Source organism: Chloroflexus sp., from assembly GCF_034435895.1.
Classification (GTDB): Bacteria; Chloroflexota; Chloroflexia; order Chloroflexales; family Chloroflexaceae; genus Chloroflexus.
In genome coordinates, this window is the sequence record NZ_DAOTWH010000060.1 from 24,781 (window position 1) to 51,336 (window position 26,556).

20 protein-coding genes are annotated in these 26,556 nt (G+C 60.0%); 4 read left to right on the top strand and 16 right to left on the bottom strand.

Annotation, left to right across the window (positions count from 1 at the left end; genetic code table 11):
- Nucleotides 1-34: 34 nt before the first annotated feature.
- The 9 genes from U9R81_RS03700 to U9R81_RS03740 form a co-directional block, all read right to left on the bottom strand.
- On the bottom strand, nucleotides 35-1,300 hold the full coding sequence (locus tag U9R81_RS03700; protein ID WP_322494206.1) for a Glu/Leu/Phe/Val dehydrogenase: 1,266 nt from the start codon (nucleotides 1,298-1,300) through the stop codon (nucleotides 35-37).
- Nucleotides 1,301-1,344: 44 nt separating this feature from the next.
- Complete coding sequence (locus U9R81_RS03705) at nucleotides 1,345-1,995, bottom strand: GNAT family N-acetyltransferase (protein ID WP_322494172.1); 651 nt, start codon at nucleotides 1,993-1,995, stop codon at nucleotides 1,345-1,347.
- A 13-nt stretch (nucleotides 1,996-2,008) separates the two neighbouring features.
- Nucleotides 2,009-2,161 (bottom strand): hypothetical protein, encoded by a 153-nt coding sequence (locus U9R81_RS03710; protein WP_172812265.1) that lies wholly within the window; start codon nucleotides 2,159-2,161, stop codon nucleotides 2,009-2,011.
- Between the two features lie 103 nt (nucleotides 2,162-2,264).
- A complete protein-coding gene (gene rlmB, locus U9R81_RS03715) occupies nucleotides 2,265-3,023 on the bottom strand; it encodes a 23S rRNA (guanosine(2251)-2'-O)-methyltransferase RlmB (protein WP_322494173.1) in 759 nt (252 codons plus the stop codon).
- A 58-nt stretch (nucleotides 3,024-3,081) separates the two neighbouring features.
- Entirely contained in the window at nucleotides 3,082-4,200 is a 1,119-nt protein-coding gene (gene dnaJ, locus U9R81_RS03720; protein WP_322494174.1) for a molecular chaperone DnaJ, read from the bottom strand.
- A 63-nt stretch (nucleotides 4,201-4,263) separates the two neighbouring features.
- Nucleotides 4,264-6,105: a molecular chaperone DnaK gene (gene dnaK / locus U9R81_RS03725; RefSeq protein ID WP_322494175.1), complete on the bottom strand. Its 1,842-nt coding sequence runs from the start codon at nucleotides 6,103-6,105 to the stop codon at nucleotides 4,264-4,266.
- Nucleotides 6,106-6,299: 194 nt separating this feature from the next.
- Complete coding sequence (gene grpE, locus U9R81_RS03730; RefSeq protein ID WP_322494176.1) at nucleotides 6,300-6,875, bottom strand: nucleotide exchange factor GrpE; 576 nt, start codon at nucleotides 6,873-6,875, stop codon at nucleotides 6,300-6,302.
- A gap of 25 nt (nucleotides 6,876-6,900) precedes the next feature.
- Entirely contained in the window at nucleotides 6,901-8,031 is a 1,131-nt protein-coding gene (hrcA, locus tag U9R81_RS03735) for a heat-inducible transcriptional repressor HrcA (RefSeq protein WP_322494177.1), read from the bottom strand.
- Nucleotides 8,032-8,167: 136 nt separating this feature from the next.
- On the bottom strand, nucleotides 8,168-8,725 hold the full coding sequence (locus tag U9R81_RS03740; protein WP_322494178.1) for a DUF2064 domain-containing protein: 558 nt from the start codon (nucleotides 8,723-8,725) through the stop codon (nucleotides 8,168-8,170).
- A 240-nt stretch (nucleotides 8,726-8,965) separates the two neighbouring features.
- Between U9R81_RS03740 and nifJ the strand changes: the two genes are divergently transcribed.
- A complete protein-coding gene (gene nifJ, locus U9R81_RS03745) occupies nucleotides 8,966-12,544 on the top strand; it encodes a pyruvate:ferredoxin (flavodoxin) oxidoreductase (RefSeq protein ID WP_322494179.1) in 3,579 nt (1,192 codons plus the stop codon).
- On the top strand, nucleotides 12,541-13,608 hold the full coding sequence (locus tag U9R81_RS03750) for a dihydroorotate dehydrogenase-like protein (protein ID WP_322494180.1): 1,068 nt from the start codon (nucleotides 12,541-12,543) through the stop codon (nucleotides 13,606-13,608). Before nifJ ends, U9R81_RS03750 begins: the two co-directional genes overlap by 4 nt.
- Nucleotides 13,609-14,491: 883 nt before the next feature.
- Here the strand turns inward: U9R81_RS03750 and U9R81_RS03755 are convergent.
- From U9R81_RS03755 to pufB, 5 genes are all read right to left on the bottom strand, one after another.
- Nucleotides 14,492-15,751 (bottom strand): geranylgeranyl diphosphate reductase, encoded by a 1,260-nt coding sequence (locus tag U9R81_RS03755; RefSeq protein WP_322494181.1) that lies wholly within the window; start codon nucleotides 15,749-15,751, stop codon nucleotides 14,492-14,494.
- A gap of 30 nt (nucleotides 15,752-15,781) precedes the next feature.
- On the bottom strand, nucleotides 15,782-16,705 hold the full coding sequence (gene chlG / locus U9R81_RS03760; protein WP_322494182.1) for a chlorophyll synthase ChlG: 924 nt from the start codon (nucleotides 16,703-16,705) through the stop codon (nucleotides 15,782-15,784).
- Nucleotides 16,706-16,885: 180 nt separating this feature from the next.
- The gene (puf2C, locus tag U9R81_RS03765) at nucleotides 16,886-18,130 is read right to left on the bottom strand and encodes a cytochrome c-554 Puf2C (RefSeq protein WP_322494183.1); all 1,245 of its coding nucleotides are present in this window, start codon (nucleotides 18,128-18,130) and stop codon (nucleotides 16,886-16,888) included.
- Nucleotides 18,131-18,379: 249 nt separating this feature from the next.
- The gene (gene pufA, locus U9R81_RS03770; protein WP_322494184.1) at nucleotides 18,380-18,553 is read right to left on the bottom strand and encodes a light-harvesting antenna LH1, alpha subunit; all 174 of its coding nucleotides are present in this window, start codon (nucleotides 18,551-18,553) and stop codon (nucleotides 18,380-18,382) included.
- A gap of 33 nt (nucleotides 18,554-18,586) precedes the next feature.
- Nucleotides 18,587-18,748: a light-harvesting antenna LH1, beta subunit gene (gene pufB, locus U9R81_RS03775; RefSeq protein WP_298400567.1), complete on the bottom strand. Its 162-nt coding sequence runs from the start codon at nucleotides 18,746-18,748 to the stop codon at nucleotides 18,587-18,589.
- Between the two features lie 304 nt (nucleotides 18,749-19,052).
- On the opposite strand from pufB, the gene U9R81_RS03780 reads away from it, so the two are divergent.
- Nucleotides 19,053-20,801, top strand: coding sequence for an ABC transporter ATP-binding protein (locus tag U9R81_RS03780; protein ID WP_322494185.1), 1,749 nt, complete (start codon nucleotides 19,053-19,055; stop codon nucleotides 20,799-20,801).
- A 53-nt stretch (nucleotides 20,802-20,854) separates the two neighbouring features.
- Nucleotides 20,855-22,639, top strand: a complete 1,785-nt coding sequence (locus U9R81_RS03785; protein ID WP_322494186.1) for an ABC transporter ATP-binding protein — start codon at nucleotides 20,855-20,857, stop codon at nucleotides 22,637-22,639.
- A gap of 5 nt (nucleotides 22,640-22,644) precedes the next feature.
- On the opposite strand, the gene U9R81_RS03790 is transcribed toward U9R81_RS03785, so the two are convergent.
- Complete coding sequence (locus U9R81_RS03790; protein ID WP_322494187.1) at nucleotides 22,645-23,832, bottom strand: hybrid sensor histidine kinase/response regulator; 1,188 nt, start codon at nucleotides 23,830-23,832, stop codon at nucleotides 22,645-22,647.
- On the bottom strand, nucleotides 23,829-26,456 hold the full coding sequence (locus tag U9R81_RS03795; RefSeq protein WP_322494188.1) for an ATP-binding protein: 2,628 nt from the start codon (nucleotides 26,454-26,456) through the stop codon (nucleotides 23,829-23,831). Before U9R81_RS03795 ends, U9R81_RS03790 begins: the two co-directional genes overlap by 4 nt.
- Between the last annotated feature and the right edge of the window lie 100 nt (nucleotides 26,457-26,556).

Below are 26,556 nucleotides of genomic sequence, written 5' to 3' on the forward strand. Positions count from 1 at the left end.
GTCTTCACTGAGCATCGCAGCGGCTTGGCATTCATCACGGATACACCCCACGGGTCGTATTTGCATCAGCCACCCGCTGCACGGCCAGCAAATAGGCTGCAAGGCGCAGCGGGACCCGGCGCTGCTCGGCCATGGTTGTCACCTGCTGGAAGGCGCCGACGATAATGCGTTCCAGCTTCTCGTTGATGTCTTGTTCGTCCCAGAAAAACTCTTGCAGGCCCTGCACCCATTCAAAATACGAGACAATCACGCCGCCGGCATTGGCCAGAATATCAGGCACGATGATAATGCCGCGTTCTCCCAGAATCGCATCCGCTTCCGGCGTCGTTGGCCCATTAGCGCCTTCGACAATCAGCTTGGCGCGGATGCGCTCAGCGTTTGCACCGGTGAGCTGGTTTTCCAGCGCTGCCGGGATTAAGACATCGCATTCGAGTTCGAGCAACTCGCTGCCGCTGATCCGTTCAACGCCGGGTGCGCTATAGCCTTCCAGCAGGCGGAACGGATGGCGGTCGGCGTAGGCGCGCATGGCCGGAATATCAAGCCCATGCGCGCAGTAGTAGCCGCCTGACGCATCAGCCACGCCGATGATCGCACAACCGAGCTGATGGAGCAGATAGGCCGCTGTGCTGCCGACATTGCCGAACCCTTGCACCACGACGCGCAACCCCGCCAGCGGCCAATTGAGCTTGCGCGCCATCTCGCGCACCATCAGCATCACCCCGCGTCCGGTCGCCTCGACGCGGCCCAGCGATCCGCCGATGTTCACCGGTTTGCCGGTGATCACTGCTGGCACGGTATAGCCGCGGTGCATCGAGATCGTATCCATAATCCACGCCATCGTTTGGGCATTAGTGCCGACGTCGGGCGCCGGAATATCTTTTTCGGGGCCGAGCAAGATGCTAATTTCGGTGGCAAAGCGCCGCGTCAGCCGCTCAAGTTCACCCGGCGAGAGCTGCTTGGGATCGACGATCACGCCGCCCTTCGCGCCACCGTAGGGAATATTAACCAGCGCGCATTTCCACGTCATCCACATTGCTAGCGCGCGCACTTCATCAATGTCAACGCTAGGATGGTAGCGGATGCCGCCTTTCGCTGGACCGCGACCCAGATTGTGCTGAATGCGATAACCAGTGAAAACACGGGTTGTACCGTTATCCATTTGCACCGGAAAATTGACCGTCAATTCGCGCTGGGGCACGCGCAGAATCGCCCGCACATCAGCGGGCAGGCGCAACATATCAGCGGCCTGATCGAACTGCTGTTGAGCGACGTGAAACGGGTTGATCTGGTGAGACGTCATTGTCTTCCCCTCTTCATTGATCTTCAAGCTGTATCTCCTCTCGATCAGGCCAGATTCTTGCGCATATAGATCCAACCGTCCTGACCGAAGAACAACCGGGCGAACAGCGAGCGGCGGATATACAGTGGCTGAAAGCCAAGCCGCTCATAGAGCGCGCGAGCGCCGTGATTGCTCTCGCGCACGTACAACCCTAGATAGGCAAGGGAGCGGGCGCGGGCATCATCTTCGGCGCGTTGCAGCAGCGCGCGCGCGATGCCGCGCCGCCGCCATTCTGTGGCAACGGCGACATCGGCGATAAACCCTTCACCGCGTTCGATCTGATGGTCGAGCAGCGAAAGAGCAAAGAGCGAACGTAACGCTCCCCAGACGCCTAATGTCTCAAAAAAGGCTGACTTGGCAAACCCACCGCCATCACCGATCATATCGCGGGTGCGCAAGCTGGTCGTGCCGATGAGCTGACCGGCGTATTCCGCCACCAGCATGCCGCGCAGCGCCGCTGGCCCTTGCCGCCGCCAGCCGGTCGCCAACGCTTGCGCGCCGCGTTCCCGATCGCGCGGGTCAAACGCCGCGTCGAATGTGTCGGCGAATGCTTCGCGGTGGAGGGCGACGATCGCTTCAATGTCGCTCAGGCGGGCCGGTCGAATCACCACATCCTCGGCCGGCACACCAATTGGAGGAGCTGCGACGGCGTACATTGCCTACGCCTGCTTAGCGCGCCGTTAGCTCGGCCACGCGCAATTCCAGCCGGCTGGCAATATCACGGTACATATCACCGCGCCGCTCAGCAACGGCCAACTTTCGCTGCAAAAAGACGATATAGCCAAGAGCTGCCAACAGCGCCACCAGTGTTACCCAACGCATAGTTCCTCCTTGCTCTACCGCCCTGTATTCTAGCTCAGGCTCGGCGAGGCTTCAAGTAGGATGATAAAGTCCACGTCAGCCGTTTTCGCTATCGCTGGCACGATTATTCCGCCACCGAACGGAAGCGTTGCCGCCATGCGTGGTAAATAGCAATGCTGCCGGCCACGGCGGCGTTGAGCGATCCTACTTGGCCAACGATCGGCAACCGCACGAGAAAATCGCACCGTTCACGCACCAAGCGGGCCATACCCGTGCCCTCGGCCCCTATGACGAGAGCGAGCGGCAGATCAAGATCGACCGTGTCGATATCTTTGGCCGCTTCATCTTGCTCAAGTCCGGCCACCCAGATGCCGGTGCGTTGTAATTCTTCGATCGTTTGGGCCAAATTCGTCACCATTGCCACGCGCAGGTGTTCAACTGCGCCGCTGCTGGCATTGACCACTGCCGGCGTAATGTCGGCGGCGCGCCGTCCCAGAATGACGACGCCATGACAGCCAACCGCTTCGGCGGTGCGCAACAGGGTGCCGATGTTTTGCGGGTCTTGCAGATGATCTAACAACAAGAGGAGCGCAGGCTCGCGCCGGTCAGCCGCTGCTTGCAAGCATTCCTCGAGTTCGACATACGGATAGGGGCCGGTTTCGAGCATCACCCCCTGATGGTTCGCGTCGCGCAACTGGCGATCGAGCGCCTGCCGCTCAATCCGCTCCACCGGCACGCCAGCCTGTTCGGCCAGCCGGATGATATCGGCGATAATGCCGCTCTCTTGCACGCTGCGCGAGATAACTAAACGGCGCAACACGCGGCGGCGAGCGCGGAGAGCCTCACGCACCGCGTTGCGCCCATAGAGCAACTCGGTCGTCATAATCTACTCACTCGCTGTTACAGACGGTCGCAACCGTGGCAGGGTCGTTTCCATCCAGCTACAACCCTAGCGCGTCTTTGATATGGCCGAACAACCCTTTATCGCCGTGGTCGCCATCGTGGGCAAAAGTTTGCGCTAGTTCTTGGAACAGGCGGCGCTGTTGATCGGTGAGTTTGGTTGGCACCTCGATCCGGATGACCACGATCAGATCGCCGCGACCCTGTTGGCGCAGGTGAGGCACCCCCTTGCCGCGGATGCGGAAGGTTTGGCCGTGCTGGGTGCCGGGTGGCAGGCGCAGCTTCTCGGTGCCTTCGAGGGTAGGAACGCTGACATCGCTTCCTAGGGCCGCTTGGGCGACATTGATCGTCAACGGCAAGATAATGTCATTGCCGTCGCGCTCGAAGATCGGATGCGGTTGAATATCGAGCGCCACGTAGAGATTGCCGGGCGGACCGCCACGCGGCCCGGCTTCACCCTCGCCGCTGATCCGGATCTGTTGCGACCCATCAACGCCGGCGGGCACGCGGACGGTAATCTTACGCGACTTGCGCACCCGCCCTTCGCCGCGGCATTCGCGGCAGGGAATGGGAATGACATAGCCAGTGCCGCCGCAGGTGTCGCATGTCGTCACCGTCACCATATTGAAAATCGGTGCGCGCTGGCGGATCTCGCCAGTGCCGCCGCAGCGCGGGCAGCGCGCCGGCTCGGTACCCGGTTCGGCGCCGGAACCTTGGCACGCGCTGCAGGTTTCCAATCGGCGGAACTCGATCTCTTTTTCGGCGCCGAACACCGCTTCTTCAAAGGTCAGGCGCAGCGTGTAGCGCAGATCGGCGCCGCGCAATGGCCCGCGGGTGCTGCGCCCCGCGCTGGCTCCCCCGAAGAAGGCGTCGAAGATCGAGCTGAACGGATCAACGCCACTAAATGGGTCGCTACCCATCCCGCCGAAACCGGGCGGGTTGTGGCCGAAGCGGTCGTACATCGCCCGCTTCTGCTCGTCAGACAGCACCTCGTAGGCTTCGTTGATCTCTTTAAATTTCGCCTCAGCCTCAGGCGATTTATTGACATCGGGGTGATACTGGCGGGCCAGCCGGCGAAATGCCTTCTTGATCTCGTCGGGCGTCGCGCTGCGACTCACCCCGAGCACCTCGTAGTAGTCACGTTTGGCTCCCGCTGTCATACGGTTTCCTCGTTACGCACGCTGCCGGCCGGTGTCCCGATCGCTACCGGCCCGCCATCAGACCTACTCTTCGACCTTTTCGCCATCAACGACGCCGGCAGTGCCATTGGGTGCGGCGGTTGTTACATGTTGCAATGCCACCGTCAATTCAGCAATCCGATTGCGAATTGCCTGCTCGTCATCGTCAGCGAGCACGCTGCGCAGGGCCATTGCCTTCTCTTCCACATTGCGGCGGAGCGCCGGGTCAAGGTTGTCGCCGGCTTCACGCAGGGCTTTTTCGGCAGCGTACAACACGCTGTCAGCCTGATTGCGGGCCGCGATCAACTCGCGCCGCCGGCGATCCTCTTCGGCGTGCAGCTCGGCGTCGCGCACCATCTGCTCGATCTCGGCGTGCGAGAGGCCCGACGAAGCGGTGATCGTGATCCGCTGTTCTTTGCCGGTGGCCTTATCGCGCGCGCTCACGCTCACGATGCCATTGGCGTCAATATCGAACGTCACCTCGATCTGGGGCACGCCGCGCGGCGCCGGTGGAATGCCCGCTAGCTCGAAGCGGCCAAGGCTCTTGTTGTAGCGTGCTTCGGCCCGCTCACCCTGCAAGACGTGAATCTCGACGCTGCTCTGATTGTCGCTGGCGGTCGAAAAGATTTGGCTCTTGCGGGTGGGGATGGTGGTATTGCGCTCGATGATCGGCGTCATCACGCCGCCGAGCGTCTCGATGCCGAGCGTCAGCGGTGTGACATCGAGCAGCAGCACATTCTTCACCTCGCCGCCGAGCACACCGGCTTGGATGGCCGCGCCAATTGCAACCACCTCATCGGGGTTGACGCTGCGGTTCGGTTCTTTGCCAAAGAAGTTGCGCACCGCCGCCTGAATGGCCGGCATCCGGGTTTGGCCGCCGACCAGAATAATCTCGTCGATCTGGTTCGGTTGCACGCCGGCATCACGCAGAGCTTGCCGCACCGGCCCCATACTGCGCTCGATCAGATCGGCGCAGAGCTGTTCGAGCTTGGCGCGGGTCAGGGTTGCGCTGAGGTGCTTGGGACCGCTGGAATCGGCGGTGATAAAGGGCAAGCTAATCTCAGTTTGCATCAGCGAGCTGAGCTCCATCTTTGCCTTCTCTGCCGCTTCTTTCAAACGTTGCAGGGCTACCCGGTCATCGCGCAAATCAATGCCGTGCTCTTTTTTAAATCCTTCGGCCAGCCAATCAATAATCCGCTGGTCGAAATCATCGCCGCCGAGATGGGTATCGCCACTGGTCGCCTTCACCTCAACGACGCCTTCGCTGAGTTCAAGAATGCTCACGTCGAAGGTGCCACCGCCCATATCATAGACGACCACCAATTCATCTTGGCCTTTCTTGTCAAGGCCGTAGGCCAGCGCGCTAGCAGTCGGCTCATTGACAATGCGCAGCACCTCAAGGCCGGCGATCTTGCCGGCATCTTTGGTGGCCTGCCGTTGGCTATCGTTGAAATAGGCCGGTACCGTAATCACTGCCTGCGTGACCGGCTCGCCCAGATAGGCTTCCGCATCAGCCTTGAGCTTTTGCAGCACCATCGCCGAAATCTCCGGCGGGGCATACTCGCGGCCTGCCATCAAGACCCGCACATCACCATTCGGCGCCGCAGTAAGCTGGTATGGCACCAGATCTTTGTCGCGCTGCACCGACGGCTCGGTGAATTTGCGCCCGATAAAGCGCTTGACTGAGAAGACCGTATTTTCGGGGTTGGTGACGGCCTGCCGGCGAGCGACTTGGCCGACCACCCGTTCGCCTGACTTCGTGATCGCCACGACCGAGGGGGTGAGGCGCGCGCCTTCGGCGTTGGGGATGACCACCACATCGCCGCCTTCGACGACTGCTACCACTGAGTTGGTTGTGCCTAAATCAATCCCAATAACCTTCGGCATGGAAAAACCTTTTACAATATGCGATGCCACAGAGTATTATCGTGATTCCCGTTGCCTCATAGGAAGAGGCGAGTTTCAAACCCGCCGGCACGGATGGGTGTACGGGCAGGATGGAGGGGCGGTTGTATGGGCGGGTTTGAAACCCGCCCTTACGTATACACCGCTATACCACCCCGCTCACCCCAACACTACCCTTACCCGCGCCCAACCTTGACCATACTCGGCCGGATCACGCGATCGTGCAGCAGGTAGCCGCGCTGCAATTCGGCGATCACCTTGCCCTCTTGCCCTTCCGCCTCTTCGTAGATCACCGCCTCGTGCAGATTGGGGTCAAAATCTTGCCCCAACGCCTCGATCGGCTTCACGCCTTCGCTTTCGAGAATAGTACGCAACTTCTGAGCAATCAGTTGCGTTCCCTGCCACCACGGCGTGCCGGCGATCTCAGGCGGAATGTTGGCGATAGCGCGCTCGAAATCATCGAGCACCGGCAGCAGCTTGAGAATCAACGCCGCGCCGGCGTTGCGGATCAGTTCGGCCCGTTCGGTATCGGTGCGGCGCTTGAAATTACGATAATCGGCCACCGCTCGCATCCACTGATCTTTATATTCAGCCGCCTGCGCCTCAGCCTGTGCCAAGCGGTTTTGCAGATCGGCAATCACCGCCGCCGGATCAGCCGGCGTCTCGACAGTTGCCGTGTCTGGCGTCGTCGCAGCGGCGCCATTGCCGGTCGTGGTGGTTGTGTCGGGTTTGACTTCTTCCGGGTTCGACATAGCTTCCTCGTTCATAGACAATATGTTACGCGCGCTGATCACCGTTGGGATCGGTCTCGACCTCAGAGGGGCGCGCATTGACGTTATAAAGTTCGGCCAACAAATTGCTCATCAGTGACGCGATATAGCGCACGGTCGAGATCGAGCGCGGATAGGCCATCCGGGTCGGGCCAATCACGCCGAGCACGCCGGCAATCGCGCCTTCAACGCCATAGCGGGCAAGAATCACGCTGTAGTCGCGCATCGCGTCTTCGCCGTGCTCGCCGCCGATAATCACCTGCACGCCGCCTGAAGCGAGCGCCTGCGGGATCAACGGGCTCAGGCCACGCCCGCTCTTCAGGATTTCGAGGGTGTGGCGCATCCGCTCAATCGCGCGTTCGGCGTCATCGCGCCCGCTCGCCGGCAAAAATTCCGGTTGGCTGAGCATTTCGAGCAAGCCATCAGAATAGATTTGCTCTTGCGCTTGCTCTTCAAGCGCCTGCATAGCCCGCACGACTAGATCGACCAGCCCGCGCTCAAAATCGCTGAGCGGAATGCCGTTCAAGGTTGCCGTCGCCGCAAGCTCTTCGGCCCGGCTCAGGGTCGTGTCAGCCAGCAGATCGCTCACAATGCTGGCGGCGCGGCGTAGATCCTCTGGCATACGGCCCGGCTCGATCGGCAGCGTCTGCTGCTTGACAATCCCGCCGTGGAAGACCATCACCGCCAACGCCATCGTCTCGTGGATCGCGATCAGCTCAAGGCTCTTGAAGCGGAGCTGCTCGGCGCGCGGCGCGGTTGCCACCGAGGCGTTGTGCGCCGTGCGGGCCAGCACCGCACAAGCGAGTTGCACCCACTGATCAAGTTCGCCGCGCACTTGATAAAATTGGTGACGGATCATGCGCTGCTCGGCGGGTGACAGCGACGCGCGCTCCATGAGATTTTCGACAAAAAAGCGATAGCCGGCGTCGGTCGGGATCCGCCCGCCCGACGTGTGCGGGTGGGTGAGAAAGCCCCACTCTTCGAGCGCGGCCATATCGTTGCGCACCGTCGCCGGTGAGACGGGCAGGCGATATTTGCGCACCAGCGTCTCGGATGCGACCGGCGTGGCCGTGTCAACAAATTCCTGAATGACCAGCTTGAGTATCATCTGCCGGCGTTCGGTCAGAGGTCCGCTCATCGCTGTGTCCTACCTCGCTGGTCGATGGTTAGCACTCGTGAGGCAAGAGTGCTAAGGCTTGTAACGTAAAAGGTTGGCGTGCATCTGATGCACGCCGATAAAGAGTATACCATAAGTTATGGCGGTTGTCACCCCCCTATGCCCCCCACTCCCGCGCCAACGAACCCTCGTTATCGCCGAGCAGATGGCGGGTGGCCGGCGCATGCCCAGCCGGCATCGCGCGTAACGCTATCGCAAGCGTTGCCAGATCAGTTGGGTGCATGATCCGGAACCAGAGCGGCAATTGGATGACGCGCACGCCGCGTTGGTGCATTTGTTCCATCCACGGCAGCAACCCGCCGCCGTTGGGCGGGATGTGGGCCGCTAAGCTCGTTTGGCGCATGCCCAAGATGTACCAACTGCCCCGATCGCATGGCCCGACCACCACATCATATCCGCTCTCGAGCAAGGTAAACGCATCGCGAATCCGCGTTTCCGGGATGTGCGGCGTATCGCTGCTGATGATGACAAACGGCCCCTCGGTTGTCTCAGCGGTGATGTGGATGGTTAAAGTGACAATGGCGATGGCGCCGGTGATGCGCATCACTAATGCCTGTGTATCGGCTAGAAACGCGCTTGACCACCAACTCGCTTCAATGCCGAATGTCTCCCGCAGAGCGGCGGTGCGATCGAGGATCAGGGTTGTGCGCTGCATGCGCTGCTCCGTTTTTGCAGTGCGCGAAATCATGCCTATTATAGGATGTCGTATTGGTTTGAGCGACAGAAATGGCGCCATAAAGTTAAAAATTCGATGAATCTTTTCCGGTCGGAATGGTCGCAGAATGAAGCAATTATCACTGAAGGTTGCCTGAGTTTCATCTGAAGCGCTGCCGCTCTGCTTCTATACTGAGTGGAGCAGGCAGTGTTTTTCCTGCATACAGCCAAGGAGGCAGCGATGGGATCACAGCGTGTAACGCTTGATGGCAATGAAGCGGTTGCTAACGTTGCCTATCAACTGAGTGAAGTGATAGCGATCTATCCGATAACCCCTTCGACCCCGATGGGCGAGCAGGCCGATGCGATGGCCGCCGCCGGCAAGACTAATCTGTGGGGAGTCGTGCCAACCGTATATGAGATGCAGTCCGAAGGCGGCGCTGCCGGCGCGTTGCACGGCGCGATGCAGACGGGTGCGCTGATCACGACGTTTACCGCCTCGCAAGGGCTGCTGTTGATGATTCCGAACTGGTTTAAGATGGCCGCCGAGTTGAACCCCGGCGTGTTTCATGTGGCCGCTCGCGCCCTTGCTACGCAGGGTCTGTCGATCTTCGGCGATCACTCGGATGTGATGGCGGCCCGCGCGACTGGCCTTGGTATGCTGGCCTCGGCCTCGGTGCAAGAGGCGCAAGATTTGGCGTTGATTGCCCATGCTAGCTCGCTGGCCGGCAAATTGCCAGTAGTCCACTTCTTCGACGGCTTCCGCACCTCGCACGAGGTCAACTCGATTACGCTGCTCGAAGAAGAAGAGATTCGAGCGATGATCAAAGACGAATGGGTGCATGAGCACCGCGCCCATGCCCTCTCGCCCGAACATCCGGTGATCCGCGGCACGGCCCAGAACCCCGATGTCGCTTTTCAGGCCCGCGAGCGTATCCAGCCGATTATTGACGCTTTCCCCAGCGTGGTGCAAACCCAGATGGATCGCTTCGCCGAAATCACTGGCCGCCGCTACCACCTGTTCGACTACTTTGGCGCGCCCGATGCCGAGCGGGTGATCGTGATCATGGGTTCAGGCGGCGAAACCGCGCGTGAGACCGCCTTCTACTTCAACCAGCAGGGCGAGAAGGTGGGTGTGGTGCAGGTGCGCCTCTTCCGGCCCTTCGCCGTCGAGGCGTTCCGCGCCGTGTTGCCGCCGAGCGTGAAGGCGATTGCCGTACTCGATCGCACCAAAGAACCCGGCGCTTCCGGTGAGCCGCTCTTCCTTGATGTGGTCAATGCGCTGCGGGGGCAGCCGATCACGATTATCGGCGGACGGTACGGTCTGTCGTCGAAGGAGTTTACGCCGGGCATGGCAGCTGCCGTCTTCACCGAGCTGGCCAAAGAGCATCCCAAAGAGCGCTTTACCGTTGGCATCAATGACGATGTGACCCACAGCAGCCTCAGCTACGATCCCGATCTCTGCATCGATCCCCCCGGTACGGTGCGCTGTGTCTTCTGGGGTCTCGGCGCTGATGGCACCGTCGGCGCGAACAAGAATAGCATCAAGATTATCGGCGATAGCAGCGAAGGTGAGGCTGAACGCTACGCCCAAGGCTACTTCGTTTACGACTCGAAGAAGTCGGGGTCGGTGACAATCTCGCACTTGCGCTTCGGCCCGTCGCCGTTGGCAACGCCGTACCTGATCGGCAAGGGGCAAGCCCAGTTTGTCGCTTGCCACCACTTCAGCTTCCTCGAGCGGTTCGATGTCTTGCAGTACGCTGCGCCGAATGGCGTCTTCTTGCTCAATAGCCCCTACGGCCCCGATCAGGTCTGGCATCAGTTGCCAACCGTCGTGCAGCGCAAGATCCGCGAACTCAATCTGCGCGTCTATGTGATCGATGCTACCGCGGTAGCGAACGAAGTCGGCATGCGCGGGCGCATTAATACCGTGATGCAGACCTGCTTCTTCGCCATCAGCGGTGTGTTGCCGCGCGCAGACGCGATTGCGGCCATCAAGCAGTCGATCAAGAAGACGTATGGCCGTCGCGGTGAAGCAGTGGTCAAGCAAAACTGGGCCGCCGTCGATCGCACGCTCGACCGGCTCTACGAGGTGCCGATCCCGCCGCCAAGCGAAGACAACGGCTTGCCGATGCGTCCGCCGGTTGCGCCCAACGCACCGGAGTTTGTGCGTGACGTGCTCGGCACGATGATCGCCGGTCGCGGTGATGATTTGCCGGTGAGCGCTATCCCGCTCGATGGCTCCTTCCCCACTGGCACCACCAAGTGGGAGAAGCGCAATATCGCGCTTGAGATGCCAGTCTGGGATTCGAATATCTGCATCCAATGCAACAAGTGCGTTTTTGTCTGCCCGCACGCCACTATTCGGGCCAAGGTCTACCCCGAAGAGGCGCTGGCTGGCGCTCCCGAAGGCTTCCGCAGTGCGCCGGCTCGCTTCAAAGAGTTTCCTGAGCAGCGCTATACGCTGCAAGTCGCGCCCGAAGACTGCACCGGCTGCGGTCTCTGCGTTGAGGCTTGCCCGGTCAAAGACAAACGCGCGGCGGGGCGCAAGGCGATCAATATGCAGCCGCAACCGCCCATCCGCGCCCGCGAAGCCGAATACTGGGACTTCTTCCTCAGCCTGCCTGATGTCGATCGCACCCTCATCCCGGCGGGCAGCGTCAAGCATACCCAGTTGTTCGTGCCGTTGATGGAGTTCTCTGGCGCGTGCGCCGGCTGCGGCGAAACGCCCTACCTCAAGTTACTCAGCCAGCTCTTTGGCGACCGGGCGATTATCGCTAACGCCACCGGTTGTTCGTCGATCTACGGCGGCAACTTACCGACCACGCCATGGACGACCAACGCCGATGGGCGCGGGCCGGCGTGGTGCAACTCGCTGTTCGAGGATAACGCCGAGTTTGGTCTGGGGATGCGCCTGAGCATTGACCAGCAGCTCGCACATGCCCAGATGCTGCTCAACCGGCTGCGCCCCATCCTCGGCGCCGAATTCGTCGAAGACCTGCTCCGTGCCGATCAGCATTCTGAAACCGGCATCCGCGAGCAGCGCGAGCGGGTGGCGATCCTCAAACAGCGTCTGCGTGAACTGTTGGCCGATAACCCGCCCGAAGCGGCCCAGATGCGCGACCTGCTGGCGCTGGCCGATGTGCTGATCAAGCGCAGCATCTGGATCGTCGGCGGCGACGGCTGGGCCTACGACATCGGCTTTGGCGGTCTCGACCACGTGTTTGCCTCTGGCCGCGATGTCAATATTCTCGTACTTGATACCGAAGTCTACTCCAACACCGGCGGTCAGGCCAGCAAATCAACCCCGACCGGCGCGGTGGCCAAGTTTGCCGCTAGCGGCAAAGGCGGGGTCAAGAAAGATTTGGCTCAGATCGCGATGACCTATGGTGATGTGTATGTGGCGCGGGTCGCGTTCGGGGCCGACGACGTGCAAACCTTGCGCGCCTTCCAAGAGGCCGAAGCCTACCCCGGCGTTTCGCTGATCATCGCCTATAGCCACTGCATTGCCCATGGCTACGACCTGCGCCGCGGGCTTGAACAGCAGCGGCTGGCGGTTGAGTCGGGCATCTGGCCGCTCTACCGCTACAACCCGGCGATTCACGAAGGTTCGCCGCTGACCATCGACTCGAAAGCTCCCAGCATCGATCCCGAAGTCTATGTGCGCGGCGAGGGTCGCTTCCAGATGCTGCAACAGGCCAACCCGGCTCGCTACGAGCAATTGCTCAATAGCTTGCGCCGGCAAGTGGCGTTGAAGTGGGCGCATTTGCAATGGATGGCCAATGAGCTGACTGCCGAGACGAAGGAGGGGCTGCGATGATCGATCTGAGTACCACGTATCTGGGGATGCGGCTCCGATCGCCGCTGGTCGCTGCCGCATCACCCATTAGCCGTAACGTCGAGCTGGCCCGCCAGCTCGAAGAGGCTGGGTTGGGCGCGATCGTGATGTACTCGCTCTTTGAAGAGCAGATCATTCACAACAGTCTCGAACTCGATCGGATGCTCAGCCACGGGGCCGAGAGCTTCGCCGAGGCGCTCAGCTACTTGCCCGAACACGGCGCGTATAGCGTTGGCCCTGAACGCTATCTCGAGCAGGTCACAGCCTTGAAGAAGGCGCTGACCATTCCGGTGATCGGCAGTCTCAACGGCGTCTCGGCCGGTGGCTGGGTGCATTACGCGCGGCTCATCCAAGAGGCTGGCGCTGATGCCATCGAACTGAATATCTATTTTGTGCCGATTGATACCAACCTCACCAGCGCCGAACTCGAAAACATCTACGTCGAGCTGGTGCGCGCCGTGCGCGCCGAAATCAGCATCCCGCTGGCGGTGAAGATTGGCCCCTACTTCACCGCCCTGCCCAATTTTGCGTGGCGCTTGATGGAGGCCGGCGCGAACGCGCTAGTGCTGTTCAACCGCTTTTACCAGCCTGATCTTGACCTCGAACAGCTCTCGGTGCGGCCCAGCCTGCAACTGAGCACCTCAGGCGATCTACGCTTGCCGTTGCGCTGGATTGCGTTGCTCTATGGGCGCATTCCGGTCGAGTTCGCTATCAGCGGCGGCGTGCATAGCGCCATTGATGCGCTCAAAGGGTTGATGGCAGGGACAAGCGTCGCGACAATGGCCTCGGCGCTGCTGCGCGGGCGCGCCCCCGATATTGTGCGCAACGTGCTGCGCGATATGGAGTTGTGGCTAACCGAACACGAATACGAATCGATCGAGCAGTTGCGCGGCAGTATGAGCCAGCGCGCGGTCGCCGAACCGGCGGCTTTCGAGCGGGCGAACTATATTCGCGTGCTCGACGATTACCGGCCTCCCTATGCCCTCGGTAGCCATAACGACCTGACTGGGCGGATGTTGTACCCCTTCCTTGGTGATGAGGCGTAACGCAGTGCTGATCTGATAAACGGGCAGAGTGCAACGTCACGGATAACCTCCGTGGCGTTGCGCTCTTGTCTCTGCCCTCTGCCAGCGTGCATCCCCGCTCCCCCAGTGGTCATTGCTTCGCCGCGCGGTAGGGGCAGAGCGCAGCTCTGCCCGCCGCGCGGCGAAGCAATCTCCTGCGATGATGCAAAGCAATCCCCGCAGGTATCGTTCTCGCTGACACGGGAGATTGCTTCGGTCGGGAGCCCCCAGCGCGGCTGGGGCCGCCGCTCCCTCGCAATGACCGACCCGCACCTCCAGCCCCGCCCCCGCGGTGCGGGAGCGGGGCGCTGCTAAGTTCCGATTCAGCTATGTCTGTGTCGCTAATCCGGTGGCTCCCCCTCGCCCGCCGTCAGGTGGGAGCGAGGGGCGGGGGTAAGGGCCAACTACAAAGACACCAAGCGAGCCAAGCCGCAAAGAAGTAGAACGCACCGACGCTAAGGGTGCAGAGGGAGGCAAAGGGTTGCGAAGGGGATCATCCTCTGCGTCCTCCGCAGTAAACCTGCCTTTCCCTCACCCTCTTTTGCATATTTATGCATTAACAAAAATAGATGTTTTTTTGCAACAAAAAGGCAGTTTTTTCTGATCGATAAAGATTATTGATCTTCGCCTGATTTGGTATTCGATGTAACTCTGCCCATATCGCAAGGAGGATAAAGGCGCGATGTTGTGAGGGTTGGCCGGCCCTTGCTTGCTGGTACACGCGCTCAGATGGTTCGTCGTCTTGCGTGATAGAGCCATTCATGCCAATGGATGGCATTCACCGCTGGCATGGTAGGCACATTGCAAAGAACGCAGCCGGTAATCAGAGGGGTACCACAGTGCGGTACCCCTCGCTGTCATTCCATCAATCTGCCGTCACCATTCGCGCTTTCTCAACCACCGTCAAACCGAGCTGTTCGCGCACCGGCGTGCGTGGGCGGGCATAATTGCGCACCTCGCTGGCAATAATCTCGGCAGTCATGCGCAACTGGGCCAGCCACGGCGCCGGGGCCATCTTTTTGTGCATATAGCTATCGAAGGTCAACCGCTGCACATCGTAGTTGCGGCACATTTCGGTAAAGACCTCCATCTGCCGCTCGTTGCCATAGCCCCAGATCTGCAAGAAGCGCAGGAAGCGGTACATCGTGCCGTACTGCTTCCACCAGCGCCGTTCGTAGTGGCGCAAATTAGCTGCGCTCGGCGCGTCGAGGTGCTCGGCCAGCGTTTGCGCCGCCATCTGGCCGCTCTTCATCGCCCAATAGATGCCTTCGCCGGAGGTATGCACCACCAGTCCAGCCGCGTCGCCGATCAGCATTGCCCGGTCAAACGCCATATGCGGGCGCGGTTCCATCGGCAGGGCATGGGCTTCGCGCAGAATCACCTGCCCGCCATCAAGGGCCGGGCCAAGTCGCCGTTTGAGATTGGCCAGCAACTGCTTGGCTGCCGAGCCGTGGCCGGGGCCGGCGCCAATCCCGACCGCAATATGGTCGCGTTTGGGGAAGGCCCATGCGTACAGGTCAGGGCTGACTTCACGGCCAAGGTACAGGTCAGCCGTCTCTTCCCAGCGCGCCATCTTGGCGGGCGGCAACTTGATTCGCTCTTGCATCGCCACTGCCCGCGGCAAGTTGGGCAGGCCGAGGAATTTGGCTGTTGGCGAGTAGGCGCCGTCGGCCCCGATCACCACATCGGCCCACACCGAACCCTCGTGGCCGGTCGGGGTGCGGTACGTCGCCACCACCCCGCGCCGGTCAACCCGCAGACCGGTCAATTGGGCGTGGATCAGCTCAGCGCCGCGTTCTTGAGCGCGCTGGCGCAAAAAGCTATCGAACACCTCGCGCCGCACCATCGCCACATAATCATCATCGCTCGGAACCGTTCCCGCCACTGGGACGTGGGTCTCTTGACCAGAGGGGGATACGATCAGACACTGGCGCACCTTGCGGTCGATCAAGCTGGTTGGCAAATCAAATTCGCGGAAGGCCGCCGGCGGCACTGCGCCACCGCATGGTTTGGCCTTTACCAGCTCTTTCTCGATCATGATGGCCTCAATACCAAACGACCGCAGCGTAATTGCCGCGGTCGCCCCGCCCACCGATGCGCCAACGACGAGAACTCGTGGTGCCATTCACATCACACTTCTAGGGGCTTACGCCCATCACGCCGCCAGACCGATCGCCGCCGCCAGCATACCCCAGACGTAGAGCATAATGGCGGTCGCGTTGAAGAAGACCTCGTTGTTTTCCGGGTCACGGATGAAGCGCGCATTGGGAATGCTCTGCGCCGCCAGCAAGATCAAGACCACGGTAGCTGCAACCGGGTGGCCCCAATGGTAGAGCAACCCAATCACTGCGATTTGGGCTACGCCCATGGTCGTCACTACCATGCGTGCTGCCATCACCTTGCCGTACTGCACCGGGATCGAGCGGATGCCCATCAGGGTGTCGCCCTTGATGCTCTTGAAATCATTGACTGTCATAATCCCGTGCGCGCCGAGCGAATAGAGCAGCGCAATCGTCACGCTCTCGCCGGTCAGCGGGGCAAACGCGGCATGCCCGGCCATCCACGCCAATCCTTCGTACGAAATCGCCACCAGCGCATTCCCGATCCAACCATTGCGCTTGCCGCGCACCGGGCGCAGGCTATAGGCTAGCGCGAAGACCAAGCCGAGAGCGACAAAGAACGCCACATTCCGGCCAAGGAAGAGCGCGATGCTCGCCCCAATCCACGTCAAGACGGCGGTCAAAATATAGACGTGGCGCAGCGAGACTTTGCCCGAAGGGATCAGCCGGTGCGGCTCGTTAATTGCATCGACCTCGCGGTCAGCGTAATCATTCACGACCTGCGACAAGCCGCACAACACCGGCCCAGCCATAAACATACCGAGCAGCAAGCGCCCGATCGACTCATTCCATCCGAGCGCGCCGCTCGCGATCGCGCCGCACATAAACGCCCATGTCGGCGCAAACCACGTGACCGGCTTCATCAATTGGATAGAACGGGTCAACCACGCATAGCGCGGTTTGGGCTGGTCAGTTAGTGGCAACGACGGTGGAGGAGTCAATCCGGTGTGGTCGCTCATGTCGCTCATAACGAGTGCTCTCTAGTTCAGAAGCTGCGGCTAGCGATATACTTCACCAATACCGCAGCCTACATACCGGCAGCGGCCAGCATGCGTAACTTGTGCGCCGTTGCGTCTTCGCGCCAACCCAATGCGAAGGTAGGGACAGCCGGGAGCGTTGGTACGCCCCCGGCTGTCCTGTCAGCGTCCGCGGATCTGTGGCGGCAAAATCACCACCCCAGCATCGTTGTCAGGAATGCTCTTTTGGTCGATTGATGCCAGCGGAATGTTATAGCCGCGGTGACATGTGTAGCAACCGGGTACATTGTAGACCTGCCCGTCACCGAGTCGCTGGTACGAATAGCGGCTAGCGGCGCCACGCCCGGTCGGCACTTCCGGCTTGCCGATTGCGCCATAGCGCGTCCAGTTTTCGGCCAGCCATGTGGTCAACAACAGCATGCGCTGCGCCTTCAACTTATTGTAGGCGTATTCGGGATTGAGTACGTTGTCGCCAGCCGGATCCAGCTCGTAGGCGACAAAGTTGCGCGAGTTGTGGCAGAAGGTACAACCAACCCCCAGTGACCATGCATTGTAGTTCATCACATTCTGGTTGATGGTCACTTGATCCTGAGTGCGCCCGCCATCGTAGGTCAACGCCAGCGAACCGCGCCCGCTTTCCGGATCAGCCGGATCAAACGGCTTCCAGACCTGATAATTGTAGACGTAATAGAGCACCGCGTCCTTCAGCAGCACCGGCTCGCGGATCGCTTCCGGCTTGAGGGCTGGATCAAGGATGGCTTGACCATTGGCATCAAGCGGATCAACGGTCACCTTAATCGGCGGGATCGAATTAATAAACTGTGCGCCAAAGCTCTCAAGGTTGTTGGGAGCGTTGTTGTGGCAGGTGGCGCACTGGACGTAGTTGCCCTTCCATGCGGGCAAGTTGACGATGAACTGTGCATTTACGTCACGGACGAGCCGCAGCATGTTGCGGGAGGCAATCTTCTGCGGATACTCATCGCTGGCGAAGTTGTTGATGTTGTGGCAATACTGGCAGCCTACGCCGAGCGCCCCCGATACATACTGTTGCATGTACGTCCAGATTTGCGCCGAGCTCATCCCGACTAGCACCTGCACATTCACCGTGTTGGGGAACTGTTGGACCCAAGCTTGGCCGGCTTGCACGCCTTCATTCCACGCTTGCTGGCCCAACCAATTCTGCCGGCCATCGGTGGGAGTAACCGGTTGCGATTCAGTGATAACCTTGATGCCATCGCTTGGGCTCCAGCGCGCGCCGGCCGTTTTCGCTGCCTCCCGCTGCGCGCGGCCCAAGGTCAGATCGTAGACCCACCAGAAGGTGGCCGTGGTAATGACTGCGACAACAATTCCCACCGCCATCGAGACAACGATCGCCAATTGCCGATCACTTGGTCGTGACGATTGCATGGGTCTCTCCTGCTCCAGATCGGCTGCCCGACGAGGCCGGCGCCGATGCAAACGTGAGATCGCGGCGGAAGGGCTACGCCGCCCGTCACTTCATTCCTGACCTTTAGTATACACGAATTGGTTTAGAAGGTCAATTTTTTATCTATGTGCAAAAAGCGTAGATTCCTTGCCGCTTGCGAACAACAACCGCCAGCAGAGACGCTGCTGGCGGTTGCCGTCTCACGCGAGCCGTGGCCGGCCCGCCATCGATCAGATCCCGAACAGCGCGCGCGCTGTGCTCAACAACAGAGCGCCGCCACCCGTATCCGACAGCCAATTGTACTCTGGGCTGCTTAGCACAATGAAGTGAATCAGCAACGCCACCACGAAACCGAGAATGGTAAAAATGACGATATTCGTCCGCACCGGGCTGCGAGGCTGCATGAATTGTCCCTCCTCACACTATACGGCCATTGCTTAGGGAAGCCACGGCTTCCAGAGGTAGACCAGCAAGTGCGCGACCACCGCGATGGCGCCGAAGCCGTAGAACGACTTCACCACGATGTCATGCAGCAGCCAGTCCTGATTGTTGAACAGAGAACGCCATTTCGGTGGAACCAGATCGTCATCGTCGCGCATGGGCGAACCTCCACTCTTCTGCTACCAATACGACTTCCTTTGACACCCGGCTAGTCTTCCACAAAGCTTCCGCTCTCCTCTGCGCCCTTCAGCGGCGTTTGGTGAAGACCATGCATCAGTGGTGTGTTGTCTAAATTATATAGAAGTCAACGAAAAATGTCAATCCGTTGCTTTTAAGAAAAAAGACAATTGTAGGTTGCGATTTGCGTGGCGTAGCGCAACTTGCTTCCACCTTGCGACTGACAACACCCTGCCGGCAATCTTTTATACTGAAAGGACGATATTTGCTTTGTCAGGAGTTGCTATGCCTCACCTGCGCCTGCTGGTTCCTTATTTGCGCCGTTACCGCCGCCGGCTGCTGCTTGGCGTGCTGGTCGCTGCGCTTGGCGCGGCGGTTAGCGCCCTTGCCCCGCTCGTCTTGCGCATAGCGGTCGATAGGGTCGCCAATGGCCATATCTCCCCGCAGCAGTTGCTCTGGTTTGGCGGTGGATTGATTGGCTTGGCTGTTATCGACGGCGTACTGAAATTCCGCCAACGGATGTTGATTGCCGTCACTGCGTATTATATCGAGAACGATTTGCGCGCCGATCTGTTTGACCGCTTGCTCAGTCTTGATCAGGCGTTTTACCAGCAGCATTACACCGGCGATTTGATGGCCCGCATGACCAACGATCTCAGCGCCGTGTGCCGGTTTCTTGGCCCCGGTCTCAATGGCGCTGCGACCGCCTTGCTGACCTTTCTGGCCGCGGCGGTGTTGATGCTGGTTGTCCAACCGTTGCTGGCGTTGATTGTCATCTTGCTGTTGCCGCTCGCGACCGTAGTCTTCGTCGCGATTGGCAGCCGGATGCGCCAGATCTTTCACCATGTGCAGGATCAGTTTGGGGTGCTGTCAACCCGCGCCCAAGAGAATTTTGCCGGCATTCGCACGATTAAAGCCTTTGCCCAAGAAGAGGCCGAAGTTGCCGTCTTTACCGCCGATAACGAACGCTACCGCGATCTGAATCTGCGCTATGTGCTGCTCTCTGGCTTGTTGTGGCCAGCTATGACCCTTTGCCTCGGTCTGATTGCCGCGCTGATCTTGCTGGTGGGCGGGCAGATGGTAGCTGCCGGGACGCTGACGATTGGCGAACTGGTGCAGTTTAATGCCTATTTGGCGCTGCTGGCCTTCCCGATGATTATTCTGGGGTGGATGGTCAATCTGTCGCAGCAGGCAATCGCTTCGCTCGAACGGCTCGGTGAGGTGTTGCGCCGCCAACCGGCGATTGCGTCGCCTCCTGCGCCGCGCCAGCCCGCCGGCCACGGCGCGATCGAGTTTCGGAATGTGGGCATCCGCGCCGATCATTCCGCCGATCGCTGGTTGCTGCGCGATCTGTCGTTTACCCTGCCCGCCGGCCAAACACTGGCGATTGTCGGCGCCACCGGCGCCGGCAAGACGACGCTGGTGCATCTGCTGGGCCGGGTGTGTGACCCTGATGTGGGGCAGGTGGTGGTTGACGGCGTTGATGTGCGGGAGTTGGATCTGGCCGCGCTGCGCCGCATGATTGGCTACGTGCCGCAAGAGAGTTTTCTGTTTAGCATTCCGCTGCGCGACAATGTCGGCTTCGGCGTCGAGACGATCGATCCTGCCCGGCTGGAACACGTGATTGCCGTGTCGCGCCTTGTGAACGATCTTGACCAGTTTCCCGGCGGGTTGGAGACGATGGTTGGCGAACGCGGCGTGACTCTGTCGGGCGGCCAAAAACAGCGGGTAGCGATTGCCCGCGCGCTGATGCGCGATCCGCGCATTCTCATTCTCGACGATGCGCTGAGCAGTGTCGATACCCATACCGCGGCCCAGATTTTGGCTGGTTTGCGCGCCGAGATGGCCGGACGCACGACAATTATCATTGCCCAACGGATCGCCACCGTGCGCGACGCTGATCAGATAATCGTGCTCGATGAAGGCCGGATCGTCGAACAAGGGTCGCATCAGGCACTGTTGGCGCTGAATGGTCGCTACGCCGCGATGTATCGCCGTGAGTTGCTCGCCGCCGAGCTCGAACGCGAGGAGTAGGGATACAGCGGCGCTGTATCCCTACGACTACGACATAAACATCGGAGTTGCTCATGTCACACGGGTTTGATGACGATACCATCCTTGGCAAAGCCTACGATGGCCGGCTGGTACGCCGGTTGGCCGGCTATGTGATCCCGTACTGGGGCCGGTTGAGCGTTGCCATTGGGTTGTTGATTGGCGCGATTTTGACCGATTTGCTGCCGCCGTTGCTTATCCAGCAGGCGATTGACGGCCCCATCAGCGCCGGTGCGGTTGATGGCGTCTGGCCCTATTTCGTCGCCTTTCTTGGCGTGCTGTTGGCTAACTTCGCCTTTCGGTACGGCCATTCCTACTTCATCAATAGCGTTGGCCAGCAGGTGATGAAAGACTTGCGGGTGACGATCTTTCGCCATATTCAGCACATGAGCCTGTCGTTCTTTAACCGCAACCCGGTGGGCCGCTTGATCACCCGCATCACCAATGATGTCGATGCCCTCAACGAGTTTCTCACCCAAGGCGTGGTGATGATCGTGGCCGATTTAATCACCCTGATCGGCATTATCGTAGTGATGTTTGCGCTCAACTGGCGGTTGGCCTTGATCAGCATCGCCACCTTGCCGGTGCTGGTGGTGATCGTTGCGATCTACCAACAGTTTATGCGCTCGGCCTACCGGCTGGTGCGGCAGCGGCTGGCTCGCATCAACGCCTTCCTGAGCGAGCAGATCAGCGGTGTTCTGGTTACGCAGCTCTTTAACGGCGAAGGGCGCAGCCGCGCTGCGTTTGCCCGCCTGAGCGACGATTATATGCAGGCCAACATTCGCTCGGTTTTGATCTTTGCCATCTTTATCCCGTCGGTCAACCTCTTGGCGGCGATCGGCACCGCGGCGCTGCTGTGGGGCGGCGGTAACGGCGTGCTGGCCGGTTGGGCTTCGCTCGGTATGCTAACGGCCTTTATCCAGTACCTTGAGCGGGCGTTTCAGCCGATCCGCAACCTCGCCGAGCGGTATACCGTCTTGCAATCGGCGATGGCTTCCGCCGAGCGGATCTTTGCCGTGCTCGACACCCAAGCCGAAGTGCGTGATCCGGTCCATCCCCGCACGTTGCCTACGCCGGTGCGCGGCGAAATCGAGCTGCGCAATGTGGTGTTCAGCTACGATCCGGCAGAACCGGTGCTGCGTGGGATCAACTTACATATTCCTGCCGGTCAATCGGTCGCAATCGTCGGCGCGACCGGCGCCGGCAAGAGTTCGTTAGTCGGCCTGTTGGCGCGTTTCTACGATGTGCAAGCCGGGAGCATTACGCTCGACGGCATCGACATCCGCGAAATTGCGCAAGCCGAGTTGCGCCGCCATATCGCCGCTGTGCCCCAAGACCCGATCTGTTTCAGCGGGACGATTGCCAGCAATATTCGCCTGCACAACAATGCGATCAGCGATGAGCAGGTACGCGCCGCCGCCGAGCTGGTCGGCGCGCACCGTTTCATCGAGCGGCTGCCCGGCGGGTACGAGCACGAAGTGCGCGAACGCGGCGCGAATCTTTCAATCGGCCAGCGCCAGTTGCTCGCCTTTGCCCGCGCGATTGCGTTTAACCCTGAAGTGTTGCTGATTCTCGATGAGGCGACCAGCAGTGTTGATACCGAAACCGAGGCGTTGATCCAAGAGGCCTTGGCCCGCTTGATGCGCAACCGCACCAGCATCATCATTGCTCACCGCCTCAGCACCATCCGCCACGTCGATCGGATCATCGTGCTGCACAAGGGGCGGGTAGTCGAAGACGGCGCCCACGACGAGCTATTGGCCCGGCGCGGCTACTACTACCGGCTCTACCAACTGCAATTTGCTGACGTAGGGGCATAGCGGCGCTATGCCCCGACCGACCGGCGCGGGATGGCGATGGTGAACGCGCTGCCCTCTCCCGGTGCGCTGCGCAACGCGATTTGGCCGCCGTGCGCCTCGACGATATGGCGCACAATCGCCAACCCAAGCCCGCTGCCGGGGTGGCCGCGGGCCAGCGAATGGTCAACCTGATAGAAGGGGAGAAAGATCTTTTCGTGTTCGGCGGGCGCGATCCCGATCCCGGTATCCTCTATCCGCATAATCAAGCGGGTCGGCTCATCGCGCACAATTAAGCGCACCTTCCCGCCCGGTTTGTTGTACTGGAAGGCATTATCGAGCAAGTTGCGCACTAAATGCTCAAATGCTGATCGATCAACCTCAATCGGTTGGATGTCCGGCAGCACTACATCGAACTGCAACTGCGCTTGCGCGGCACGCTCGCGGAACATCGCGATCAGTGGCCGTAACACATCAAGCGGCTGCAAGGCAACAAAGTTAAGTGCGCGGCTGCGGATCTCTTGAAAATAGAGCAAATTGTTGAGCTGGCGCGCCAAAATCTCGCCGCTGCGCCGCATGACGCGCACCGCTTCTTCTTGTTGCGAGTTAAGCGGGCCGAGCAGGCCGCGATCAAAGAGTTCGAGATAGCCAAGCAGCGAGGTGAGGGGGGTGCGTAATTCGTGCGAGAGGGTGGCGAGGAACTGATCTTTGAGCCGGTCGAGGTCTTGCAGTTGGGCATTGGCGATCGTCAACTCCCGTACCCGCGCTTCTAGCCGCTCAACCAGTTTTTGGTTATACGACCGCAGCAGCACCGTCTCCATCGTTTCCGGCAACCGCTCACGTCTGCCACCGATAAATTCGGCGATTTGGGCCGGCAGCGCACGCGCATCGATCGGCTTGCTCAAATACCCGTCACACCCTGCCACCAAGGCCCGCTCGCGCGACCCCGGCGACGCATCGGCGGTCAAGGCAATAATCGGCACGCCGTGCATATGCGGCAGCGAGCGCAGGCGCGTCGTCGTTTCGTAGCCATCGAGGCCGGGAATGCCGAGATCGACTAACACGAGCGACGGATGGCTCGTGCGGGCGAGCGCCAACCCGTTCGGCCCGTCTTCAGCAATCACCACCTGATAGCCGCGAGCGCTGAGCACTCGCTGCACCAAACGTTGATTATCTGGATTATCTTCGATGTATAAAATCTGTGCTGGCTGGCTCATGGCATTACGACATTGGTTCCAACTGGCGCAGCAAGCAACGCTGATTGGGTGACAGGTAAGGTAAAGGTGAATGTTGACCCAATGCCCGGTGTGCTATCAACCCAGATCCGTCCGCCTTGCGCCAACACCAGCTTGCGGGTAATCGCTAACCCAAGCCCTGTGCCGCCGAGGCGTGAACGCCGGCCATGGATCTGCACGAACTCGCCAAAGATATCTTGTTGCCGTTCGAGCGGAATGCCGATCCCGGTGTCAGAGACGCTCACCGCCACGTACCGCTCAATTTTACCATCGCCGTTGACCTCATCATACATTTGCGCGCTTACCGTAATAGTACCACGTTCGGTAAATTTGATCGCATTCGAGAGCAAATTAAACAGGATTTGGCGCAACCGGTCACTATCAGCCGCTACCATGGGCAGCGTCGCTGGTAAGGCATTGCGCAGCGTGACCGGACGGTTGCGCAACAGCGTCTGCACGGTGTCGCACACTTCGCCAGCCACCTGTTGCAGATCAACAGTACTAATCTCAAGATTCAGGTGACCGGCCTCAATCCGGGCTAGATCGAGCAATTCATTGATCAAGTGGAGCAAGAAGCGCCCGTTGCGATTAATGCTCTGCACGTCTTCGCGCTGGGTCGGTGTCAATGGCTGGTCGGTATCGTCGAGCAAAACGGTCGAAAAGCCGATGATCGCGTTCAGCGGCGTGCGCAATTCATGGCTGATGCTGGCGAGGAAATCGCTCTTGCGCCGGTCGGCGAATTGGGCCCGTTCAAGCGCAGCGCGCAGCTCTTCGGTACGCTGCGCTACTTGTTGTTCGAGCTCGTTGTACAGTTGCACGTTCTCAATCGTCAGACCGACCATGCTGGCAAACGTCAACAATTGGGCGGCGTCGCGGGCCTGCACCGGACACTGGCTCAGTTTGTAATCGGCGGAAATAATCCCAATCACCGTATCGTTGCGCCCGAAAATCGGCGCTTGCACATACGAACGGCTGGCCGAAGCAGCTTGCTTGGTCTTATCAACTCGTGGATTCCCCCATGGATTATCAACGATTATCGCCTTCCGGCTGCGCACCACATCCGCTTCGACGCTGCTGCCATCGAGCCGCAGCTGTTGGGCGTTTGCTACCGCCAGAAACTGCTGCGCTTGCAACTCGTTGCCGGGGCCGAACGAGGCGCTGACCGCGCGCAAGACATCGCCGTCAACCAGATAGAGCACGGCTCGATCGAAGCCAAATCGTTCGCAGACGGCCTTGGGGATCGTTTCGAGCAAGACCGGCCACGAGAGAATGCCTTTCAATTCGTTCGAGACGGCATTCAGGGTGGCCAATTGGCGCGCGTTTTCTTCGAGTTCGGCAATCTTGCTTTGCAACGTGTCGGTCATGCGGTTAAAGGCATCGACCAACTGCCCAATCTCGTCGCTGCCGGCAGCGGGCAGGCGTTGCGTCAGATCGCCGCCAGCGACCGCTTGCACACCCTCGCGCAGGACGCTGATCCGGTTGGTGAACGAGAGCGAAAGCAAGAGGCCAAGCATGCTGATGGTGACGATGATCATCAGCAGCACAGCTACCAATTGGTTCCACAGCCGGCTCTGGCTCTCGCTAAGGCGCTGGCCGGTGGCGATCGCAGGGGCGTCAATTTCATTCGCCGGAACGATCAGGGCTACGCTCCAGCCAGCAGTGGTGATCGGTGCAAAAGCAACGTAGCTCGCCTGATTCTGCTCTTGGATCAACTGCACCCCTGATTGGCGGCCAACCATCTTTTCCGCCACAGCGCGCAGATCGGCATTGGTCGACTCGAGCAGGTTCTCGGTGCGGTATGGTTGATCCCACCGCACATCAGCCTGCATATCCGGGCGCACAATCACATCGCCATTGGCATTGATCAGCAGCGCATATCCGCTCGAACCTACATCAACGGTGAGCAGGTCTTGCTGGATAGTCTTGAGCAAGAGGTCAAACGCGACGACGCCGATAAACCGGCCCTGCCGGTCGTAGAGCGGGCTGGCGCAGGTTGTGGCGAGCAAGCCGGTATTGGCATCAACGTATGGTTCCGTCCACACTGTTGCGCCGGCGTCACGCGCTTTGAGATACCACGGGCGCACCCGCGGATCAAAGGCTTCGAGCGTCAGTAATTGGTCAATGACCGCTTCGTTGTCAAACGCCAAGATTCCGCCCTCTTCTAGCGCAATGTACCCAATGTTGACGAGCGGATTCTTCGCGACCATTTCGCGCAAGATGGGGATCATCTGGCGCACGTAGGCCGCTTGATTGGCGTATTGGCGCAGCAGGTCATCGGTAGGCCGCGGCGCGATCCACACCCGGTCGCTGCTGAAGACCATAACCGGCATATTGTAGCGATCGAGCGCATACCCTGCCACCGTCTCGACTTGTTGCTGCACGCTCATCAACGCCGTATCGTACAACTGCGCTTTGTCGGCGGCGCGCTGGCGCAAGCTGGCGGTGGCTTGCTGGCGGAGCCCGTTCGTCCCTTCGACCACCGCCGTTTCGCGGGCAATATTCAAACTGCTCAGTCCGAGCCAGCCGACGATAATCAGCGGGGGTAAAGCAAGACCGAGCAGCAACAGCAGGATTTTGAGTTGGATGCTTGAGCGAATGGCGTTCATAAACGCTGGCAAGTATGGCGACGAAGCTCAGAGCACGGTTTGGTTGACTGGTTATTAAACCTTTATGTATGGTAACAGAAGTTTCCCTAATCAGCAATTG

What these genes read in the sequence shown, in the direction of transcription:
- U9R81_RS03700 (WP_322494206.1), bottom strand. Translation starts at nt 1,300, where the DNA reads ATGACGTCTCACCAGATCAACCCGTTTCACGTCGCTCAACAGCAGTTC.
- U9R81_RS03705 (WP_322494172.1), bottom strand. Translation starts at nt 1,995, where the DNA reads ATGTACGCCGTCGCAGCTCCTCCAATTGGTGTGCCGGCCGAGGATGTG.
- U9R81_RS03710 (WP_172812265.1), bottom strand. Translation starts at nt 2,161, where the DNA reads ATGCGTTGGGTAACACTGGTGGCGCTGTTGGCAGCTCTTGGCTATATC.
- rlmB (WP_322494173.1), bottom strand. Translation starts at nt 3,023, where the DNA reads ATGACGACCGAGTTGCTCTATGGGCGCAACGCGGTGCGTGAGGCTCTC.
- dnaJ (WP_322494174.1), bottom strand. Translation starts at nt 4,200, where the DNA reads ATGACAGCGGGAGCCAAACGTGACTACTACGAGGTGCTCGGGGTGAGT.
- dnaK (WP_322494175.1), bottom strand. Translation starts at nt 6,105, where the DNA reads ATGCCGAAGGTTATTGGGATTGATTTAGGCACAACCAACTCAGTGGTA.
- grpE (WP_322494176.1), bottom strand. Translation starts at nt 6,875, where the DNA reads ATGTCGAACCCGGAAGAAGTCAAACCCGACACAACCACCACGACCGGC.
- hrcA (WP_322494177.1), bottom strand. Translation starts at nt 8,031, where the DNA reads ATGAGCGGACCTCTGACCGAACGCCGGCAGATGATACTCAAGCTGGTC.
- U9R81_RS03740 (WP_322494178.1), bottom strand. Translation starts at nt 8,725, where the DNA reads ATGCAGCGCACAACCCTGATCCTCGATCGCACCGCCGCTCTGCGGGAG.
- nifJ (WP_322494179.1), top strand. Translation starts at nt 8,966, where the DNA reads ATGGGATCACAGCGTGTAACGCTTGATGGCAATGAAGCGGTTGCTAAC.
- U9R81_RS03750 (WP_322494180.1), top strand. Translation starts at nt 12,541, where the DNA reads ATGATCGATCTGAGTACCACGTATCTGGGGATGCGGCTCCGATCGCCG.
- U9R81_RS03755 (WP_322494181.1), bottom strand. Translation starts at nt 15,751, where the DNA reads ATGGCACCACGAGTTCTCGTCGTTGGCGCATCGGTGGGCGGGGCGACC.
- chlG (WP_322494182.1), bottom strand. Translation starts at nt 16,705, where the DNA reads ATGAGCGACCACACCGGATTGACTCCTCCACCGTCGTTGCCACTAACT.
- puf2C (WP_322494183.1), bottom strand. Translation starts at nt 18,130, where the DNA reads ATGCAATCGTCACGACCAAGTGATCGGCAATTGGCGATCGTTGTCTCG.
- pufA (WP_322494184.1), bottom strand. Translation starts at nt 18,553, where the DNA reads ATGCAGCCTCGCAGCCCGGTGCGGACGAATATCGTCATTTTTACCATT.
- pufB (WP_298400567.1), bottom strand. Translation starts at nt 18,748, where the DNA reads ATGCGCGACGATGACGATCTGGTTCCACCGAAATGGCGTTCTCTGTTC.
- U9R81_RS03780 (WP_322494185.1), top strand. Translation starts at nt 19,053, where the DNA reads ATGCCTCACCTGCGCCTGCTGGTTCCTTATTTGCGCCGTTACCGCCGC.
- U9R81_RS03785 (WP_322494186.1), top strand. Translation starts at nt 20,855, where the DNA reads ATGTCACACGGGTTTGATGACGATACCATCCTTGGCAAAGCCTACGAT.
- U9R81_RS03790 (WP_322494187.1), bottom strand. Translation starts at nt 23,832, where the DNA reads ATGAGCCAGCCAGCACAGATTTTATACATCGAAGATAATCCAGATAAT.
- U9R81_RS03795 (WP_322494188.1), bottom strand. Translation starts at nt 26,456, where the DNA reads ATGAACGCCATTCGCTCAAGCATCCAACTCAAAATCCTGCTGTTGCTG.